Raw genomic sequence first — 18,930 nt, 5'->3', positions numbered from 1 at the left:
GCGTCAACTTAAAAACAGAGTGGCATGGGTTTTGCTTAATATCTAAGTGTACACAGACATGTCTGAAAATTTAGAATCTATAGGAGGATCATTATGGGAAGATTTTTAAACGTAGGCATCTTGCAGATGCCTGTCACAGAAGACCCGTCCGTAAATCTGGCATATTTTGAAAAAGAACTGGAGCGCATTATGATGGGATTTCATAAACCGGAACTGGTAGTCGGTGTGGAATGTCTTCAAAGCTTGGTCCCATGCAGTATTCCCGGACCAATGACCGATTATTTCGCATCCCTTGCAAGAAAATATGAAATTTATCTCATTCCCGGAACTGTTTATGAAAAGCACGAAGAGCTGCCTGATGACAAATTCTATAATGCGGCGCCGATTTTTAATCCCCAGGGAGAACTGATCGATGTCTATCGTAAAATGGCCCCCTGGTATCCGGCCGAAGATAAAGTAATGCCTGGTAATCGCTACGTTGTATTTGATATTCCGGAAAAGGATACCAAGATTGGTGTGCAGATCTGCTATGATCTCAACTTTCCGGAGATTTCGCGAAATGAGACGCTGATGGGTGCTGAAGTCTTGGTCAAATTAACGCTGGACCCCCAGGAGCTGTTTGAATTGAACCAGCATATCCATTATGCCAGGGCTTTGGAAAATCAGGCATACCTGGTATCAACCAACTGTGTCGGCCAATTTGCTTCATCGACCATGTACGGCCATTCACAAGTGATTAGTCCGGAAGGATTTCTCGTATGGGAAGGCGGAGATGTGGCTGCGATCTGTGTTGTTACGCTGGATTTGGACTTGGTAAAGCGCTCAAGAAACTGCGGAACCAAGTTTATGGACCACTATTTACAACATGTGGGAGAATTCAATTTTCCAGCGCCCTTTGCAGGGGCCGCGGCAGACGCGCCGCTGTTTGAAACCATATCTAGCGTCGCCCGTGATGCCGAGTCCTATGATAAAAACGTACAGCCTTACGGTGCCAATATCTTGGGCAGGCGGACGGCGATAGACCATGATTTGGAAGCATATGAAAAAGACCTGGACCTGTTTTTACAGGAGCGAGGGTTTGAATAAGAATACACAGGAGGTAGACTGATGAGTAAAAATACGGCAAAAACCAATCTGATGCGGCTTGCAGTATTATCAATTGCGGTGGTTGGTTCAATGAACTGTTTTATGATCCCCGCGCTGGCGGTCATCGCTGACGCTTTTCCCGAGGCCAGCCCGACAGCAATCCAAATGATCATGACCTTTGCCATGATCGGCCAGTTTCCGATGAGTGTAACTTCCGGCTTTGCCGGGGCTAAGATCAGCCAGAAAAAGCTGCTGCTCTTTGGCGTCATCTGCATTATTGCGGGCGGAGCGATGCCCATGCTGCTCCACGGAAGCATCATTTATCTATATATCGGCTCCCTGTTTATGGGCATTGGACAAGGGATTGCTCTCACCCTGATGGGGAGCTTAATCAATACCCTATTCACGGGGAAGATGCGCAGTCAGCTGCTAGGATGGCAGAATACGGTGACCATGATTACCCTGATTCTGATCTCCATGCTGGGAGGAGCTCTCGCCAGCATTCAATGGACCTATATCTACTTGATCAGCTTTCTGGGCATACCGACCCTGATCTTCATTGCCCTCTGGCTGCCGAAAGAAAATCCCCACAGTACAGAAGAGGAACTGGCAGAAAATGCGGATTTATCGGGGCCGAAGGCAAACAGAATTCTATCCGTACCGGTCATTCTGCTGTTGGCGTTTATCTTTTTCTTTGAAATTGGCTTTGCCTCGATCAATGTGAATGCGGCTATGCTCATTGAAGACCGGAATATTGGAGGCGGTGCCGCATGGGTAGCTGGCCTGATGAGCTCTTTTTCCTATCTAATCAGCATGGTCTCCGGAATCTTATATGTCTATATCCTCAAGCGTTCCAAAGAATTTATCCTGGTGACCAGCGCCGTATCCATGACCATTGGACTGTTCCTCAGCTATGCGTCGTACAGTGTTTTCATCTATGCGGTCGCACAGACCTTCATCTTCTTCGGCTACAGCATCGGCATCGTAGGAGGCATGGAAATGGTAGGGCGCTTTGTCAAACCAGAATGGGTTTCCAGCTGCATGGGAGTCTTTTGGGGATTCGACTGCATTGGAACAATGGTCGAGCCCTATTTGGTCAACTCGATCACAAAATTTTTCTCAGGAGAAGTAACGCCGGGAGGCGCGCTCTTTGTAGGCGGTATATTTATGGCGGTCACAATCGTCATTGCAGTTATATTGGGTATGAAAGGACGAAGCAACTTTATGGATCTGAAAAAGAAAACCCGCCAATCCGCGTGATCTGAAACAAGAAAGGAATAGGTTGAAAAATGTTAAAGTTTAATCAAGAAACGGGAAACTATGAAATGGTCAGAGAAGCGGTTGTCATTGATCCGACGGCCTTTTCCCTGGAAGAATCAGCAGATGAAAACGGCGTCGGTCATTTGTTCATCACAGCCAGAGGAGCCGAAAAAAATTTGGAAATGAGCGATTACTGCGTCAATGAAGGGGATGAAGTCCCTTACCATTATCATGAATACGGAAGTGAGATTTTCTTTGTCACAAGAGGAAGTGTAGATGCAGTGATGGGAGGAAAACAGATTGTTGTCAATCCAGGTGATATGATTCTGATCCGGCCCTTTATGCCCCACGGCTTTGAATATCGCGAAAATGGAACTGTCTGGCATGAGATTATTCAAGGAATGGATTTGTGGGAAGGTTTGACTGGGCTTGACCGAATCTATGAAAACTGCCCGGAAAAAATAGAGGACGATCTGTTCATGCGAGATTATCTGAAAACAGAAGGCCGAGTGGATTATCTAGGCTATCCTTATCTGGAAGCGGAGACAGTTTCTCCGGAAGAGATGCCTGGATTCTGCGGCAAAGACATGTATTACAAGAGCTACCAATTGCCGGGTATCGAATGCCGCATCAAATACCCAAGGTGGAAAATGGATAACAGAAAAGAAGTATGGGAGTTCATCATGGACCAGGGTCAGACCATCGCCTGGGATGAACCCTACTTCAGCCATGAACTGATGGTAGTGCGCAGCGGCAGTGTGAAGGTCGAAATCGAAGGATATGAAACACAAATCGCAAAGACTGAGGATATCATCCATATCCCCGATTATGCAAGACATCGAATTACTGTTTTAGAGTCTGGGACAGTGCTGCAGGACTTCAATGTTCAGTACGATTTGTTTCTGATGATGGAAGAGCTGGACATTGCAAGAAGAGAAGGACGCTTGGACGATGATTTGGTTTTAGACTGCCTGAATCGTTATCAATGTCCGGTTACAGAAGCCAGCGGGCTGATCTGCCGCTAGCGGAAAACAAGTTGTTGCAAGAGAAAAAGAAAAGAGGTTGACATGAATACAGAAAGAATCATCCTTGATCCAAAGGATCCAACGCATGCGATCAGCGCCGTTTCCGGAAAAGAAGACAGCGCCCACAGCTTTGTGCAAAATGTGCATATCAGCGGCAATAATGAAATGAACGATTATATCGCTTACGAAGGAACGAGCATACCGCTCCATACCCATGACAAAGGATATGAGCTGTTCTATGTTCAGGAAGGGGAGATGACCGCTGTTTTGGGCGGATATCAGGCAAAGGTAAGGCCAGGGGATATGCTGCTGATTCCGCCCGCCATGCCCCACGGTTTTACCTATGGCAAAGAGACCGTATGGTGGGAAGTCATGAATGGTATGTTCATGTGGGATGGAATCTGGTCTTTGGATCGAATCTTTGAAAATTGTCCGGAGAAATATGAAGACAAAGCGTTTCGAGATCAGTTCGAGAGAAGAAAAGGTCAGGTATCCTATCCCCAGTTTCCAATGAAGGCAGTGACAAAGACGGAGGCGGAAAACTTGCCGGGCTTCAGCGGAAAGGGCAGATTTTATAAGACCTACAGTTTTCCCGGGATCCAGTGCAGACTGAGATATCCCAAGTGGGAGATGGCCGGAAGAAAGGAGATTTGGGAATTTGAGCTGGATGAACAGATAGCGGTGAGCTTCACCCATTATGTCAGCCATGAGCTCATTGCTGTGACACAGGGCAGCGTCAAAGTTGAGGTGCAGGGGCGCGATCCTATGACGGCCAAGAAAGGCCAGATTATCAACATTCCCAACTTTACGGCCCATAAACTGACTTCTCTGGAGTCCGGTACGACTTTGCAGGATTTTAATGTTCAGTTTCCTTTGATGCTGCTGTTGGACGAACTTGTCTTCACGAAAAAACAGGATCCGCAGAACGTAGATAAGGCGTTTCTGAAAGAGCGGTTTGACAAGTACCAGTGTCCGTATACGGAAATTACCGGCATTTTTGTACCATGATAGACAGGAGGACCTTCTTATGGAATTTGTACTGGAACAAAAAGTCAAAGTGCTCATAGGCGATGGGAAATTGGATCAGATCGGCGTTCTTTTGAAGGAGGCCGGATATAGCAGAGCGTTTCTTGTCTATGACAGTGGGGTCAAAGCAGCGGGAATTATTGAACGGGTTTTTACATATCTAGACCGCCAACAGGTTTACTATACAGCTTTTGATAAAGTTGAGCCGGACCCTCCTGCAAACATCATTGATGAGGGGGCTGAACTGTGCAGGAAGGAGCATTGTGATTGTGTTGTTGCAATAGGCGGCGGAAGCGCGATCGATACGGCCAAAGGCATCACTGTACTTCGCTTTAATGATGGAAAAATTTTGGACTATAGAGAAAAGGAGATTAAGCCTGCCGCCGGTCTGATCACCATCCCCACGACCGCAGGAACCGGCTCCGAGCTTTCTCAGGGGATTATCATTACGGATCCCTTGAAAAAGGAAAAAGTGCCGCTGCTTGCTTTTCAGGCTATGAGCGAATATGCGATCCTGGATCCGGAGCTGACGCAAACCATGCCAAGAAAGCTGACGATTACCACTGGGCTGGATGTGTTTTCCCATGCGGCGGAAGCCTATACGACTCTTATGTCCAACCCTGCTTCAGATTTAATCTGTGAAAAACTGATGGAAACGGTTTTCCAGTGTCTGCCCGCAGCAGCCAGCGACGGGCAGGATTCAGAGGCCAGAAGAAAGATGCTGATCTGTGCTTCTCTTGGAGGCTGGATGCTTTATAACGCCAGCGCCCATGTGGGACATTCCATCGCTCACGTGATCGGCGCCGAACTGAAGATCGCTCACGGAGCAGCCTGCGCATATGCTTTTCCGGCTATGATTAAGGAAGCGGCCTGCGTTCTGCCGGAGAAGGTCCGCAAGATCGGCCAGATTCTTGGTGCGCCATTGGATGAAAATCTGACGCCAAATCAGATTGGAGAAAGGACGGCCAAAGCATACATGGTTTTCCGCGACCAGATTCTGGGCCTGGAGCCGCAGCAGATGCCAAGTCTCCAGGCAGACCATGTTGAAACGATGGCAAATGCGATTGCCAATGAGCCGTTTGCACAGATCGCACCTTTTAAAGTCACGGAAGCGAAGGCGAAAAAGATGTTAATGGAAATTCTGGTGCGGCAAGGAGGAATAGCATGAATCCATATTATCAGGAATTGGAAAAGATAAAACAGGTCCTTGAGACTTACTTTGAAGCGGCTTACTGCAAGGATCTGGAACGTTTGAGAGAGATCTTCCATCCGCAGGCATCTATGTACGGATATCTGGCCGGGGAGCTTGTTCTTGGATCACCGGAGCTTTTTATTCAAGACATTGGGGCAAGGCCCTCGATGAGAGAGGAGGGCATAGACTGCCGCTGCATAGTGAAATCCATTTGCATGACCAAGGATACTGCGACTGCTGTTGTGGCAGAAGATAACTTTTTCGGCTCTTTCTGCTTTGAAGATAGCTTTCAGCTGCTGAAGGCAGATGGAACATGGAAGATTGTGAGCAAACTGTTTACCACAATTGATGAATAGACTATTTGAAAAGGGGGCTTGCGTTCGGATTTTTTGAAGAATCGGCATTTCAGATACAAAAAAGAAAAAAAGTTGGATTTTTTGTTTTGCATCCAGGCATCTCATTTTTTCTCGCCCCCCCCTTTTCGCCTGGCGCTCTCCCCAGCCCAGGCCGATTCCCGCGGAACTTCCCCAGTGAAAACAGCTGGAATTTCTGCCGCAGAATGGTATAATGGAACCATTCTGATTGAAGCGGAGGGATTAACTTTTTCATGAAACGATTGCTGAATTTTGAATATGCCTGCATCCACGGAACATACTGGATGTTCTACGGGGTGGCCAGCAGCTTTGCCTCGGTCTTTTTACTGGCAAGGGGCTATTCCAGCTCTCAAATCGGGGTCACGCTGGCCGCCGCCAATATTCTGGCCGTCGTGCTCCAGCCCATGGTCGCGGACCTGGCTGACCGGATAAAGCGGCTGTCACTGATTGGAATCACTGAGATTCTTACTATTATGATGATGGCTGTGACGGTGGGTCTTTTTATCTTTGACGGCCGAACGGCTGCGCTTTGTACGACGTTTGTCCTCCTGATCGCCTGGCACACTGTGCTGCATCCTCTTTTGAATTCGCTGACCTTTAAACTGGAGGAATGCGGGGTGGCCATTAATTTCGGCGTTGCCAGGAGCATGGGCTCGCTGGCTTATTCCGCTTTGGTCGCTGTTCTGGGAACCTTGGTGGAAGAGCGGGGGATCCTGGTGCTTCCCATCACGGGCGAAATCATTCTGGCAATGCTGCTCATCAGTCTGATTTTCACAAAAAAGTCTTACGACCAGGCCAGGAGGATCAATGCGAAAAAAGCGCCGGCAGCAGCAGAGAAGCGCAATGGGAAGGATGAAGAGTCGATCAATCTCTGGCAGTTTATCAAGAATAACAAACCTTTCTTTCTGGTCAATCTGGGTGTGATCGGCTTATATTTCAGCAACTCTATACTCAACAACTATATGATGCAGATCGTCGCCTCTGTAGGCGGCAGCAGCCAGGACATGGGCTGGATCCTGTCGCTCATGGCTTTTTTAGAAATTCCCACCATGATCTGCTTTAATTTTCTGCGAAAAAAGTTTTCCTGTCAGCTGCTGATCAAAACAGCGGCTGTCGGTTTTACGGCTAAGATCGGGATTTGCTATCTGGCAGGCTCCGTGGCTATGATCTTCGTCGCCCAGGTATTCCAGCTGGTTTCTTTTGCTCTCTTTTTGCCGGCTATGGTTCATTTTATCGACGAGGTTATGCGCAAGGGGGAAGCGGTCAAAGGTCAAGCGCTGTTTACAACCATGATCACGATTACCACTGTATTTTCCAGCTTGATCGGCGGCATGATCATCGATGCCAGCGGCGCAAAGATGCTGACTATGGTAAGCACGCTGGCGACTGCCGCAGGGGCGGTCATTATAATTGCAGCTGTGGATAGAGTAAAACCAAAGACAGAGTAATACCGAGAAAAATCCTTAAATCATTCATTTATTTAAGGATTTTTTCATAATTGCCCCGTTATACTGATCATACAAAACAGGAAAGGACGAAAACTTATGATAGGGCGAATACTGAAAAAAGACATGAAACGGAGAAAAAGCATCAATCTGATTCTCTTTCTCTTTATAACCATCGCAACCATTTTTCTGTCCAGCAGTGTGGGCAACATTCTGGTAGCGTCATCTGCGCAGAATTTTTATCTGGACTACGCCAAGATCCCCCAGATTAATATCATTACTTCAGGGACGGAGGAAAAGGCGGACATTGAGCGTTGGCTGAAGAAGGATGCTCCTGGTGTGAAAACTTATGGGTATGATCATATTCTGGTCTTACCGGAAAAAGGAGTCGACCTTTCACAAAACAACAAGAAAAAAGCTTTTGATGCCAATGGAGCCAGCATCTATCTCAGCGCCAAAACGGAGCCGTACTGCAAAGTCTTTGATAAAGACGGCAAAGACTTTGATCTGGGCGAGGGAGACATTGCCCTGACACAAGTCACTATGGACCGCAATGACCTGCAGACAGGAGACCAGGTTACCATCAAAGTGGGCGATATGGAAAAGACCTTCACCATAAAGCTGGCCATCAAAGATGCGGCCTTTGGCAGTGATATGGCAGGAATGTGCAGATTAGTCGTAAGCTCTGCCGAATATGCGCGCTTTGCCGCGAACGATAAGGCTGATTTGCTGGGCATGCACTATGTGGATACGGATGATGAGGAGCGGTTTAATCAGGAACTGAATAATCATGGTTTTACAACCCTGAGCAGTACCATCGATAAAAACACGTACAAAATGGCTTATTCCTTTGACATGCTCACCGTTGCCCTTTTGATTCTCATTGGAATCTGCTTGATCCTGATTGCCCTTCTGGTCCTTCGGTTTACCCTTGTATTTACCATTGAAGAGGATTATCGGGAAATCGGGATCATGAAAGCTGTCGGCATCAAAAGCTTTGCCATTAAAAAGGTTTATCTGGCCAAATATCTGATCCTGGTAACAGCGGGAGCATTGTGCGGTCTGGCTGTCAGCATTCCGGTGAGCCGGGTTATGCTTTCCAGCGTCAGCAAAAACCTGATCCTGGAAAACAGTGATTCCAAATTTTGGGTCAATAGTCTGTGCGCCCTGCTGATTATCCTTCTGGTCATGGGATTCTCCTATGGATGTATGCACAAACTGAACAAAGTTTCGGCCATAACCGCCATACACGGCGGACAGACCGGGGAGCGGTACGGGAAAAGAGCCGGCTTCAGACTCTACCGCCGGAAACGAATGCCGGTAACCGCATTTTTGGGCGTAAACGACATCTTCAGCCATGTGAAGCGTTATCTGGTTTTGATGATTACCTTTTGCATCAGCTTTATTTTGATCACCATACCGCTCAACACCATCAATACGATGCAGAGCGATGAAATGGCCCGGCAGTTCTGTGTAAACCCGGATACGGCTGTTTGCGCAAGAGAAATAGAAGGAAGCGGCAAGGGAACCTATAAAACCAGCGTTGAACTTGAGAAGGATATGGATCGGGTTACGGATGAGCTGAAAGCAAAGGGGTATGAAGCAGAGCTTACCGGAGTCGCCATCTATTTCTTCCAATACAAGGAGCCGCGCAGGGATGATAATACCAATGTTATGACCACTCAGATTCTGGGATCTGACCAAAACTTTCTTCGTTACCAGGAGGGGGATGCGCCGGTACTTGAAAATGAAATCGCTTTTTCCCAGCAGATTTTAGAAGAGAATGGCTGGAAGATCGGCGATTCGGTGGAAACGCAGATCGGCGGCAAAGAAAAGCGCATGATTATTACCGGAACCTATTCTGATTATATGCAGCTAGGAAAGAGCGCCCGTCTCAATCCAAAAGTAGATTGCAGTAAGGCGAGTCTATTCGATTACTGGAATATAATGGTTAAGATGGACACGAATCTTACCCAGAAGCAGTTGGCAGAGAAACTGGAAAAAGAGCTGCCCGATTATGAATGGGCAACCGCGCAGGATGTGGTAGACCGAAACACAGGAGGTATACAACAATCTCTGGAAGATATGATTGTGCCCATGACAGCGGTGCTTCTTTCGGTAATCATGCTCATCACCTTCCTCATGGAGCGTCTGTTCGTCGTGAGGGAAAAAGGGGAAATCGCTATGATGAAAAGCATGGGATTCCAAAACAAAGACATTCGTATGTGGCAGACTTTGCGGATGGTTCTGGTTGCGCTGCTTTCCATGCTCGCCGCCGTGCCGCTTTCGCTGCTCAGCAATCAGTTCGTGCTGAAGCCGATCTTTTCCGCTATGGGAGCCAATGTTGAAATACAGGTTGTACCCCTCCAGGTATACGGCATTTGTCCGGCTGTTCTGCTTTTGGGAATTATCATCGCCACTATGCTGGCATCTATAAACGTAAAGAAAATCAATATCCGTGAGTTGAATAATCTGGAATAGGAGAGAAATGAAATGGGAGTATTAAACGTAACCAATCTTTGTAAAACTTATATTGTGAATAAACGCCAGAATAACGTTCTGCGCAACGTAAATCTGACCATTGAAGAGGGAGAAATGGCAGCAATCATGGGACCTTCCGGATCGGGCAAAACCACACTGCTCTACACGGTCAGCGGCATGGATGAGGCGACGGCCGGGAAAGTGGATTTTTTCGGAAGTGAGCTGACGAGTCTCAATGCAAGACAGATCAGCGATCTGCGGCTGGAAGAGATGGGCTTTGTCTTTCAGCAGATGTATATGCTGAAAAATCTTTCCGTGTATGATAATATATTATTACCGGCGTATCAGTCCAGGGAAGGAAAGAGCAAAGCCGGGAGAAAAGCCGCCAATGAGCGGGCAAAGGTTCTGATGCAAAAGCTGGGGATCAGCGCCATTGGGGAAAACGATATCACCGAAGTGTCCGGCGGCCAGCTGCAACGAGCCTGTATCTGCCGCAGCCTGATCAACCAGCCCAAAATCATTTTTGCCGACGAGCCTACCGGAGCCCTCAATAAACAGAACTCCATTGAGGTTATGGATGAGCTGTGCCGCATCAACGAAGGCGGAACCAGCATCCTGCTGGTTACCCATGATATGAAGGTGGCGGCAAAATGTGAACGGGTTTTGTATATTGAGGACGGCAATATTCGTGACGAGTTCGCCTTGGGAAAATGGAAGAATACCCAGGATATCCGGGCGCGGGAAAGAGCGCTCAATGACTGGCTGATAAAATTAGGATGGTAATGGATGAACGATATTTTACTGGTAGAAGATAATGAAGAGCTGGCGGAGCTGATTATGGCGTTTCTGCAAAGGGACGGATACACAGTCTGCTGGGTGACAACGGGAAAAGGGGCGGTTTCGTATATGGAAAACCACTCTGTCCGGCTGATGCTGCTGGATATCATGCTTCCGGAGATGGATGGTTTTGCCGTATGCCGGGCAGTGCGAAAGCAGCATAATCTGCCCATTCTCATCATGAGCGCCCGTTCGGGCCGTGAAGATAAGCTCAGCGGCTATGAATTGGGAGCGGATGATTATGTGGAAAAGCCAGTGGATGGGGAAATCCTTTCAGCGAAAGTCAGGGCACTGATGCAGAGAGCCTACGGCAGCCAGCAGAAAGGCCCCCTGGTATCAGGGGATCTTGCCATTGACTTGGAATCCAGATGTGTGAGTCTGAAAGGCAAACCAGTAGAGCTGAACGTGAAAGAATATGAGCTGCTGCTCCTCTTTGTCCGAAATCCAGGGAAAACTTTGCGCAAAGAATTCCTCTTTGATCGCATCTGGGGCAGCGACAGTTTCAGCGAAAGCCAAACCCTGACCGTTCATGTGAAAAGGCTTCGCAGTAAAATAGAAGATAATCCCCGTGAACCAAAGAGGATCCGCACGGTCTGGGGAGTCGGGTATCGCTATGAAGAAATATAATGGTTTGATCGCCGTTTCTGTCCTGGTCTATATTCTGCTGGCTGCCGCCGCAGGATATGGAGTCAAGCATACGGCAGGTGAGAAGGATCAGGCATGGAAAGTGGAAATTAATCGCATTTACACCAGCTTATCCGGGGGAGCCCCTCTGGATAAGCTTAATTTGCATTGGTATGACCATGTGAAACGGGTAACCTGGCTTTCTGTGGAAGATGCAATGGAGGAAGCACAGGGGGCGCTGTTTTATGAAGAGGACAATCAACTGGAGTCGGAGATCAAACCGCTCTTTGAAAACGATCGTTTAAAAGGATATCTGCGGTTTGATTATCAGGAGCCCGAGTTTGATACCGGTATGCTGCTGGTGCTGGTCCAAATCTGCCTGGCACTGATGGAGCTGTTCCTGCTGGCTGTGCTGCTATACCTGAAATACCGATTGATCCGGCCTTTTCAGCAGCTGAGCAGTCTGCCTCAGGAACTGGCCTGCGGCCATTTCAAGGGGATTGTGAAAGAAGAAAACAATAAATTTTTCGGCCGCTTTCTGTGGGGGATCGGTCAGTTGAAAGATACGCTGGATGCCAGCAAAAAGAGGCAGATGGAGTTGGAGAAAGAAAAGAAAAAGCTGCTCCTTTCCCTGTCCCACGATATCAAAACGCCGCTGGGAACCATCAAGCTGTACGGTAATGCGCTGGAAAACAAGATGTATGACAGCGAAGCTCAACGGACCCGCGCCGCTCATCAGATCGGGGTTAAGGCGGAGGAGATCGAGCGCTATGTGGAAGAGATTATGAAAACGTCCCGGGAGGATATTCTCGACATCCGGATCGAAGAAGGAGAATTTTATTTAGATCAGCTGATGAAACAGGTGCTGGCTACCTATGGTGAGAAATGCCGCATCCGGCTTGTGGAACTGGAAGTAGGGGCTTATGAAGATCGGCTGCTGAAGGGCGATCTGCAGCGGGCGGCGGAAGTGTTGGAAAACTTGTTTGAAAATGCTTTTAAATATGGCGATGGAAGGCGCATCGAGATTACCTTTTTTGAAGAGGATTACTGTCAGCTGATCCGCGTCTTTAACAGCGGGTCTGTTGTCAGCGATAATGACTTTAACCATATCTTCGAAAGCTTTTTTCGGGCCGGCAACAGCGAAGGGATTCCGGGAACCGGGCTGGGGCTTTACATTTGCCGGGAGATCATGCGTAAAATGGGCGGGGAAATCTTTGCGCAAAAAGAGGAGGGCGGGATGGCCTTTGTGCTGGTTTTTGGATAGAGGGGAAGATATGTATTGGTGTGGACTTATAATCGGGAAAATTTTATTTTAAATTGTGGTTTTTTACGCAAAGTTGTGGGTTTGTGGGACCCGATAGTGGGAAAAAGTAGGATTTGCTGCCTTGGGCTGATTTCGAGAGGGTACAATCGTTGAAAATTGCGTAAAATTTTGAATTTTTTTTAGACTTTTTCCAAAAACCCTATACGGCTGAAATCCGAAAAAAGCATGCGCTGTACGGCCCACTCCCACAAACAGGGCTGCTGTATGATAAGCGATTTGCTTCAGCAGAGCATTTATTTCCTCAGCTTTGTTTTGCAGGCAAAAACCGTATTACGTCAGCTCATACTTTTTCATCTTCCGCCACAAGGTAGAAGGTCCGATGCCAAGGACTTTTGCATCTGCGGCTTTGTTTCCGCTGCATTGCTCCAGTGTGGATAAAATCACCTCTTTCTGCAGATCCTTCAGCTTGCCGCTGGAAGCCGCAGAGATAGGTGCTACGGTTAAGGGCGACGAATCGATGGTCTCCCGTAAGAGCGTTTCGTCAATGACTGGTTTTTCGCAGAGAATGACCGTCCGCTCAATGATATTGGAAAGCTCGCGGACGTTGCCGTAAAGGGGAAGATTTTCCAAAATTTGCAGTGCCTGGGGAGCGGCTGCTGTATCATACCGGCCGCTCCTTTTTCGTACAAATTTAAAGATTGCTTTTCTTTTTGACTGTTTTTATAATGTACTTTAATAACTCCGGCAGTATTGTACAAGTATAATGTAATAATCACGGGAAAACAATGAAATAGATGCGCTAATAGGACTGCCCCGCGAGAAAATTCTCTGCGAATATTATAGAAGATGGCATTCTTTCAAAATTTTTTCAATCGTTTCCCAAATAGAAAGGGAGGGATTTTCTTTGAAATATGTATAATTCTTATATTGCTGCAGAGTATATGCAGGATCATTTTCGTTTCTTTGCATGATAGATTTGGAACGGATAATTGCCTGCCGGACGTGCTCAAGAGTCAATCGGCTAAGGATTGGTTAATGGGCCATTGCAATCCATCATGTGTAAAACCATCCACAATTCAAAGGTGAAATTGCTGTAACCCAAGTTGTATTTTATCGCTTTTCCAAGCTTCTCAGACTGTTTCATACGATCTAGTGTTGTTTGAAATGCTTTTTGATGAACAGGGTCTGAACTTTCATAATCGAAGATGTGAGTGATTTCTATTTTCTCGATAATGGTAATCTGTTTTGCGCGTGCAAGTGGATTTTTTTGTATTTTACTGTCAAATTTAACTTTAAAGGCTGTTGCAGGATCTAAGTTAATAATTTTTTGGAGCCACTCCAGATACCACTTTTCTGTCTCACCTTCAACAGAAAAATAGAAAGTGTGGTTTTCTTTACGCATAATCTATACCTCGCTTCCGGAAAGCAGGATTTTTTCGAATATTGGAGTAAAATCAATATCGTTGATTGCTCCATAGCGATTGATAAAATAGTTTTTCATATAATCTTCATTTTTTCGAACCCCGTTTGTGCCAGATGTACCAAAATCAGCAAGCGTGTAATGGCTGCTGCAATGTGTATCCTCATCACGTTCGACAAAATTTATTTCGTCGCGACGGTAAAGGTTGGAATTGAGGAAAATCGGATTGTGCGTGTTAAAGACTAATTGCGCATGGCGGACGTTGATTTCATCATTGTGGAAAATGTTGATAATATTCATCAGCGCCATAGGATGAAGCGAAGCATCAAATTCGTCAACGATAAGTGTGCCGCCGTTAAGCAACGCATTTATAACGAGTGGAAACATATTCACAAACCTTAGAGTTCCATAAGATTCAAATAATTCAGCAGGAACGGCGACACTACGGGTGGCGTCTTTAAATAAAGAACAGAGTTTTGATTCATTGTTGTCTCCTGTGGCAACATATCCCAGCGCATTGGAATTGATTCCAAAATATTGTGCTGCTTCATTTAAGGTTTTTTCAACGTAAATTGATGTGTTTTTCGGGTCGCTAAATTTACGGATGAGCTGCAGGGAATCAGCTCGATAAATAACCATGAACTTGTTGTCCAGCCAATCACTTATGATGCCAGTTAATTTTGAACTAAACATAGTTTTGAAACCATTCATTAAAAACAATTCTTCTGGATTCAAATTGTTTTTCGCAAGTGTAATCGCACTGCTGGCATTCTGCGAGAATTCATTTACCAGATAGTCAGATATGACATCGAGATTGCCAAAATCAATGGTTTTGCGGCGATCAAAAATTAACGTCTCATTGATGTGCAGTGATTCGGATAAGAGCTTTCGCGAATACCCAACGTCAAGAAACGTACCTAAATCGGCAGAAAATGCATACTTAACCAAAAGGGCATCTACAATAAATTCAATAGAAAAAGATACAGGCGAAGGTGAAACATCTATATTGTTGGGAATCAGTTCCAGTGAATTTGCAGCGGTGTTAGGAGTGCTTTTCTCGACGCTGTTGCGAAGATTACCCCGAAGCACAATGGATTTAAAAGCATCCATGGCTCCAATCAAATTTGTTTTTCCGGCAGCATTCGGTCCATAAATGATAGCAGTGCTCAAGCCTTTATAAATTTTTTTATTAATTTTCGTTTGAAACACACTGTAGTCCAACCCCTTTTGCTTGGGAGCAGGGGTGAGGGAAAATGTCACTGTATTTTTAAAAGATTTGTAGTTTACAACAGTAAACTTTAACAACATAAGAAAACCTCCTTTTTGCAAAAAAATGCAAAATAATAACTATATTATAGCGTTATTTTGGATAATAGTCAAATTTCTGTTCGTATTTTGAAAAATAATTGCAAAATGAGAGATGCCGCTTTAATGGGAATTCCATCGACGATACGATCCGGATTTCATTGAATAAAATCGTTCTTCGTGAGATTAAGTTGATGGGAAGCATTTCCTGCACCCGGGAAGAATTTGAGCATAAGCTTCGTTCTACAAATCTAATAAATTCAATTTTTACAAAGACGGTATGAATGGCTGAGACCTGTAAAACTGTCATACAACCTATATTTCTTGATAAGCTGGGGATTTATTTCCCCGGCTTTATTTTGCAGGCAAAAATAGTATTGTGATTCAAAACAAATCCCGTATAATTATATTTAAGCCAGTCCCCTTTTTTGTAACAAGAGCATGATGATTTTCAGAGGAGAAACAAATGAAACTTTTAGACGGCATTTCTTTCGTTCTATCCATACTTGCAATTGTGCTATCCCTAATCGTTATAATTTTGCTGTTAAAACGGAAAATTGAGAATCAGCAGAAGAAAAAGGCAGTGAGAAAAAGACGTGAGCAAATCAAAACCCAGCTAACCGTGATCCCTTATGGAGGTGGATGGGAGGATGTGTATCTTACAGTCGATGGGGAGACCTGGTATTTTGTGATTTCTTCAATGATGGGTGATTCCTTTAACGCTTTGCTGGAAGCCTTATACTATCTGGATCCGGATAATATTGACAAGAAAAGCTTCGATGGGCTAAATGCTGATGCATTCTATTTGGCCAGCAAGGGCGTGGACGGGCCGCAGGAGAAGGTTAGCGATTTGGAGGAATTCAGAAAAATTCATGGTTTTCCATATTATTATATTGAGGAACCTTATCGCATGCAGTTTGAGTGGTACTCCGAACCTGAGACAGATCAATGGACAATTGAAAAGGAACAATCCTTAGAAAAAACATTTGATGTACATATAAAAATCAAACGCAGCGCTGACGACGGGAAAATAATTGAGTTTACCAAACCCTACAAAGAGTTTTGCTATGCTGTGGCAAAGGGGTGTACAGAAGCTCTGAAAAAACATGGTATGCTGGGCTATCATCAGGCCATTTACTACGATGATTTGAATTTAAGGCATCTTTTAAGAATAAAAGCGATTGCCCTTGACAGACTGGACGCACTTGAAATTACTCACAGCAAGGAAAAGGGTGAAGGAGAACGAACGTCTCTGGAAGCAGAATTAGAATTGTTATTGGAAGATATGTAAAGAGAATTGGAACCTGCTTAAAAGGAGAAAGAGTATGAGTAGACCATTAAAATCTGAGACTCTATCTGATTTCCTCAGTTTAATCGAAGAATGCCAGCAGAAGCGGCCGTGGGCAGAGGAATGTTTGAAAAACGAGGATTTGTTGACGCAAGACTATCTGCATAAGCTGGAGTTGGGGACCTATAAAGGGCGAACAAAAATAGCAACAGCGATTTCCATAAACCGGAAAAATCGAAGGTACTCTAAAGTTTTGAAAGAGGCACAAATTTGTAATGACAGGCCGGAGGATTGATATGGCAAACAACCATGCAAGAAAGTGATTGTTTTTAATTCTGGAGTTGTTGTATAAAAAATCGGATGAAAACCATCCGATCAGTTCGGTTGAAATACGGCAATATCTTGAAGAAAAGGGCATTCATATGGATAGAAAAACGTTTCGGGAAGACATAAATTTTTTCTGCAATATGGGATGCGACATCGTTACGATTAAAAGCTCGCCCAACCAATTCTTCTGGGGTGAAAGATTGTTTGAAATTCCCGAGCTTAAACTGCTCATCGACGCAGTTGCATCGTCCAGGTTTATTACGGAAAAAAGAAGCCGGGTACTGATTAAAAAGCTTACTTCCCTGGCAAGTGAGAACCAGAGACAGGAGCTGGAACGGCATATTGCTGCTACTGGCCGAGCGAAAACGGACAATAAGCGCATCTATTACATCGTGGATACGATAACGGATGCCATCAATAGCGGAGCAAAAATACAGTTTCAATATCTTGAGTATAATAGCAGAAAAGAAAAAATTCTGAGAAACGATGGAGAAATTTACAAGATCAGCCCCTATACTTTGTACTGGAATGAAGACTTTTATTACGTCGTCGGGTATTCAGATAAAAGAGAAAAGATCACGGCCTTTCGTGTAGATCGTCTGCATAACACTTTGGTCCTTGATGAAAAGCAAGAACCAAAGCCGGATGGATTCGACGTCGCTGATTATGCGAAGAAAATTTTCCAAATGTACGATGGAGAAGAAACTGTTGTAACGTTGGAATGTGAAAACGCTTTGATGAAATACATCATAGATCGATTTGGAATGGAGGTGGATACCGAAGAACGGACGGAGACGACGTTTGCCGCAAAAGTATCAGTGACATTAAGTCCCACTTTTTACGGATGGGTTTTCCAGTTTGAAGGAAAGATTAAAATTATAGAACCCAAGAGGGCAGTAGCAGAATACAGTGATATGCTGCGGCAGCAGCTGGAGTAGTTTTAGATACGGAAGGAGAAGAGGTAAGAAATGGTTGAAGAGATTAAGAATTTGATAAAAAAAATAAATCCATATGCAGGAATAATGGGTATCATAATAAGTTTGTTTGGGGCGTTTTTGTATGTATTACGGGATTTATGCGCATATTTTTATTCTCTGGGAAATTTGAAACATTGGGGCATAGATAATAGTTATATCGATCTTGATGTTTCTTTTTACAGTATAATATCCTCTATAGGGTGGATCGCTTTTGCGTTAGTGACCAATATCATTATCTATTATATCGTTATTTCTGATATTATTCGCCCTGTTAAACTGATAGCAGGAATTGTTTTCTATTGTGGTATTATTGCAGTAATCTTCCTTGTACTATGCAGTGGAATCAATTTCGAGCCGATAGAAATCTTAAATGAGTTTAAATCAAGTCCTCTAAGAGCTAAAGGATATTATCTATTAGCATTGATGCTAGCGGCTACACCATTTTTAGTTTTGGGATTATACAAAGGACTGTCCGTGCAGTGGAACAGATATAAAGAACGCCAATGTTCGCAGCCTGTACGTATTTTCCCTTGGTTGCCAATCGACGGGCTTATTAAAAAAATTACAAGTAAAAAAATAAATAGGGATAATTTGAGTAAAAGGGAAGAAACAAGCGAAAGGCAAGAAAAGGATAATGAAGAGGATAAACCTTTTGTACCGATTGCAGCAGCCCTATGCTCGTGCTTCCTTGTAATAATAATTAGCTTTACATCAATAGCGTATTTCTACTTGGGGAGAGGCGAGGCGCAGCGTAAAACAGAATTCAAATTAATCGGAGAGACACAAGTCATTATATATGAAACACAGGATGACTATATAATTGCAGAATGTAAAATAGAAAAAACAGATAGCAAACAATATATTCATATAAATACAGACAAACAAGAAGTGGATCACAAGGATTCCATTCAGACGGTATTAAAACATTTTGACTATGTTCAAATTTATGATGATGCTGAATTTGAAAATGTTAAGAAATCTAGATAAGTTACATAGGAA

The 18,930-nt window shown here is 44.8% G+C and carries 18 protein-coding genes; 15 read left to right on the top strand and 3 right to left on the bottom strand.

The features are described 5' to 3' along the window. The first annotated feature begins 93 nt into the window (after positions 1 to 93). From NIA71_RS06930 to NIA71_RS06880, 11 genes are all read left to right on the top strand, one after another. On the top strand, positions 94 to 1,086 hold the full coding sequence (locus NIA71_RS06930; protein ID WP_253020025.1) for a carbon-nitrogen hydrolase family protein: 993 nt from the start codon (positions 94 to 96) through the stop codon (positions 1,084 to 1,086). A 21-nt stretch (positions 1,087 to 1,107) separates the two neighbouring features. Continuing rightward, positions 1,108 to 2,346, top strand: a complete 1,239-nt coding sequence (locus NIA71_RS06925) for an MFS transporter (protein ID WP_253020024.1) — start codon at positions 1,108 to 1,110, stop codon at positions 2,344 to 2,346. A 29-nt stretch (positions 2,347 to 2,375) separates the two neighbouring features. Next, on the top strand, positions 2,376 to 3,371 hold the full coding sequence (locus NIA71_RS06920; protein ID WP_148398026.1) for a cupin domain-containing protein: 996 nt from the start codon (positions 2,376 to 2,378) through the stop codon (positions 3,369 to 3,371). Positions 3,372 to 3,413: 42 nt separating this feature from the next. Beyond that, entirely contained in the window at positions 3,414 to 4,379 is a 966-nt protein-coding gene (locus NIA71_RS06915; protein WP_253020023.1) for a cupin domain-containing protein, read from the top strand. A 19-nt stretch (positions 4,380 to 4,398) separates the two neighbouring features. Next, positions 4,399 to 5,565, top strand: a complete 1,167-nt coding sequence (locus tag NIA71_RS06910; RefSeq protein ID WP_253020022.1) for an iron-containing alcohol dehydrogenase — start codon at positions 4,399 to 4,401, stop codon at positions 5,563 to 5,565. Then, complete coding sequence (locus tag NIA71_RS06905; protein WP_253020021.1) at positions 5,562 to 5,945, top strand: nuclear transport factor 2 family protein; 384 nt, start codon at positions 5,562 to 5,564, stop codon at positions 5,943 to 5,945. The genes NIA71_RS06910 and NIA71_RS06905 overlap by 4 nt, the downstream gene beginning before the upstream one ends. Positions 5,946 to 6,196: 251 nt before the next feature. Then, positions 6,197 to 7,411 (top strand): MFS transporter, encoded by a 1,215-nt coding sequence (locus NIA71_RS06900; protein ID WP_253020020.1) that lies wholly within the window; start codon positions 6,197 to 6,199, stop codon positions 7,409 to 7,411. Positions 7,412 to 7,507: 96 nt separating this feature from the next. Next, positions 7,508 to 9,889: an ABC transporter permease gene (locus NIA71_RS06895; protein ID WP_148398031.1), complete on the top strand. Its 2,382-nt coding sequence runs from the start codon at positions 7,508 to 7,510 to the stop codon at positions 9,887 to 9,889. Positions 9,890 to 9,901: 12 nt separating this feature from the next. Then, complete coding sequence (locus NIA71_RS06890) at positions 9,902 to 10,672, top strand: ABC transporter ATP-binding protein (RefSeq protein WP_253020019.1); 771 nt, start codon at positions 9,902 to 9,904, stop codon at positions 10,670 to 10,672. Between the two features lie 3 nt (positions 10,673 to 10,675). After that, the gene (locus NIA71_RS06885) at positions 10,676 to 11,353 is read left to right on the top strand and encodes a response regulator transcription factor (protein WP_253020018.1); all 678 of its coding nucleotides are present in this window, start codon (positions 10,676 to 10,678) and stop codon (positions 11,351 to 11,353) included. Continuing rightward, positions 11,340 to 12,614 (top strand): sensor histidine kinase, encoded by a 1,275-nt coding sequence (locus NIA71_RS06880; RefSeq protein ID WP_253020017.1) that lies wholly within the window; start codon positions 11,340 to 11,342, stop codon positions 12,612 to 12,614. The genes NIA71_RS06885 and NIA71_RS06880 overlap by 14 nt, the downstream gene beginning before the upstream one ends. A 330-nt stretch (positions 12,615 to 12,944) precedes the next feature. Here the strand turns inward: NIA71_RS06880 and NIA71_RS06875 are convergent, their stop codons facing one another. The 3 genes from NIA71_RS06875 to NIA71_RS06865 all read right to left on the bottom strand — a co-directional run bounded on the left by NIA71_RS06875 (position 12,945) and on the right by NIA71_RS06865 (position 15,342). Further along, positions 12,945 to 13,244: a helix-turn-helix domain-containing protein gene (locus tag NIA71_RS06875; protein WP_253020016.1), complete on the bottom strand. Its 300-nt coding sequence runs from the start codon at positions 13,242 to 13,244 to the stop codon at positions 12,945 to 12,947. Positions 13,245 to 13,635: 391 nt separating this feature from the next. Further along, on the bottom strand, positions 13,636 to 14,016 hold the full coding sequence (locus NIA71_RS06870; protein WP_253020015.1) for an RloB family protein: 381 nt from the start codon (positions 14,014 to 14,016) through the stop codon (positions 13,636 to 13,638). A 3-nt stretch (positions 14,017 to 14,019) separates the two neighbouring features. Next, positions 14,020 to 15,342: an AAA family ATPase gene (locus NIA71_RS06865; RefSeq protein WP_253020014.1), complete on the bottom strand. Its 1,323-nt coding sequence runs from the start codon at positions 15,340 to 15,342 to the stop codon at positions 14,020 to 14,022. A gap of 463 nt (positions 15,343 to 15,805) precedes the next feature. Between NIA71_RS06865 and NIA71_RS06860 the strand changes: the two genes are divergently transcribed. The 4 genes from NIA71_RS06860 (at position 15,806) to NIA71_RS06845 (ending at position 18,918) form a co-directional block, all read left to right on the top strand. Continuing rightward, complete coding sequence (locus NIA71_RS06860; RefSeq protein ID WP_253020013.1) at positions 15,806 to 16,630, top strand: hypothetical protein; 825 nt, start codon at positions 15,806 to 15,808, stop codon at positions 16,628 to 16,630. A 34-nt stretch (positions 16,631 to 16,664) separates the two neighbouring features. Next, positions 16,665 to 16,922, top strand: coding sequence for a hypothetical protein (locus tag NIA71_RS06855; RefSeq protein ID WP_253020012.1), 258 nt, complete (start codon positions 16,665 to 16,667; stop codon positions 16,920 to 16,922). 127 nt (positions 16,923 to 17,049) lie between these two features. Further along, positions 17,050 to 17,892, top strand: a complete 843-nt coding sequence (locus NIA71_RS06850; protein WP_253020011.1) for a helix-turn-helix transcriptional regulator — start codon at positions 17,050 to 17,052, stop codon at positions 17,890 to 17,892. Positions 17,893 to 17,922: 30 nt separating this feature from the next. Next, positions 17,923 to 18,918 (top strand): hypothetical protein, encoded by a 996-nt coding sequence (locus NIA71_RS06845; protein ID WP_253020010.1) that lies wholly within the window; start codon positions 17,923 to 17,925, stop codon positions 18,916 to 18,918. Positions 18,919 to 18,930 lie beyond the last annotated feature (12 nt).

Source organism: Ihubacter massiliensis (assembly GCF_024125305.1).
GTDB lineage: Bacteria > Bacillota > Clostridia > Peptostreptococcales > Anaerovoracaceae > Hominibacterium > Hominibacterium faecale.
This window is presented reverse-complemented; position numbering and strand designations above follow the sequence as displayed.

What these genes read in the sequence shown, in the direction of transcription:
- NIA71_RS06930 (WP_253020025.1), top strand. Translation starts at nt 94, where the DNA reads ATGGGAAGATTTTTAAACGTAGGCATCTTGCAGATGCCTGTCACAGAA.
- NIA71_RS06925 (WP_253020024.1), top strand. Translation starts at nt 1,108, where the DNA reads ATGAGTAAAAATACGGCAAAAACCAATCTGATGCGGCTTGCAGTATTA.
- NIA71_RS06920 (WP_148398026.1), top strand. Translation starts at nt 2,376, where the DNA reads ATGTTAAAGTTTAATCAAGAAACGGGAAACTATGAAATGGTCAGAGAA.
- NIA71_RS06915 (WP_253020023.1), top strand. Translation starts at nt 3,414, where the DNA reads ATGAATACAGAAAGAATCATCCTTGATCCAAAGGATCCAACGCATGCG.
- NIA71_RS06910 (WP_253020022.1), top strand. Translation starts at nt 4,399, where the DNA reads ATGGAATTTGTACTGGAACAAAAAGTCAAAGTGCTCATAGGCGATGGG.
- NIA71_RS06905 (WP_253020021.1), top strand. Translation starts at nt 5,562, where the DNA reads ATGAATCCATATTATCAGGAATTGGAAAAGATAAAACAGGTCCTTGAG.
- NIA71_RS06900 (WP_253020020.1), top strand. Translation starts at nt 6,197, where the DNA reads ATGAAACGATTGCTGAATTTTGAATATGCCTGCATCCACGGAACATAC.
- NIA71_RS06895 (WP_148398031.1), top strand. Translation starts at nt 7,508, where the DNA reads ATGATAGGGCGAATACTGAAAAAAGACATGAAACGGAGAAAAAGCATC.
- NIA71_RS06890 (WP_253020019.1), top strand. Translation starts at nt 9,902, where the DNA reads ATGGGAGTATTAAACGTAACCAATCTTTGTAAAACTTATATTGTGAAT.
- NIA71_RS06885 (WP_253020018.1), top strand. Translation starts at nt 10,676, where the DNA reads ATGAACGATATTTTACTGGTAGAAGATAATGAAGAGCTGGCGGAGCTG.
- NIA71_RS06880 (WP_253020017.1), top strand. Translation starts at nt 11,340, where the DNA reads ATGAAGAAATATAATGGTTTGATCGCCGTTTCTGTCCTGGTCTATATT.
- NIA71_RS06870 (WP_253020015.1), bottom strand. Translation starts at nt 14,016, where the DNA reads ATGCGTAAAGAAAACCACACTTTCTATTTTTCTGTTGAAGGTGAGACA.
- NIA71_RS06865 (WP_253020014.1), bottom strand. Translation starts at nt 15,342, where the DNA reads ATGTTGTTAAAGTTTACTGTTGTAAACTACAAATCTTTTAAAAATACA.
- NIA71_RS06860 (WP_253020013.1), top strand. Translation starts at nt 15,806, where the DNA reads ATGAAACTTTTAGACGGCATTTCTTTCGTTCTATCCATACTTGCAATT.
- NIA71_RS06855 (WP_253020012.1), top strand. Translation starts at nt 16,665, where the DNA reads ATGAGTAGACCATTAAAATCTGAGACTCTATCTGATTTCCTCAGTTTA.
- NIA71_RS06850 (WP_253020011.1), top strand. Translation starts at nt 17,050, where the DNA reads ATGGATAGAAAAACGTTTCGGGAAGACATAAATTTTTTCTGCAATATG.
- NIA71_RS06845 (WP_253020010.1), top strand. Translation starts at nt 17,923, where the DNA reads ATGGTTGAAGAGATTAAGAATTTGATAAAAAAAATAAATCCATATGCA.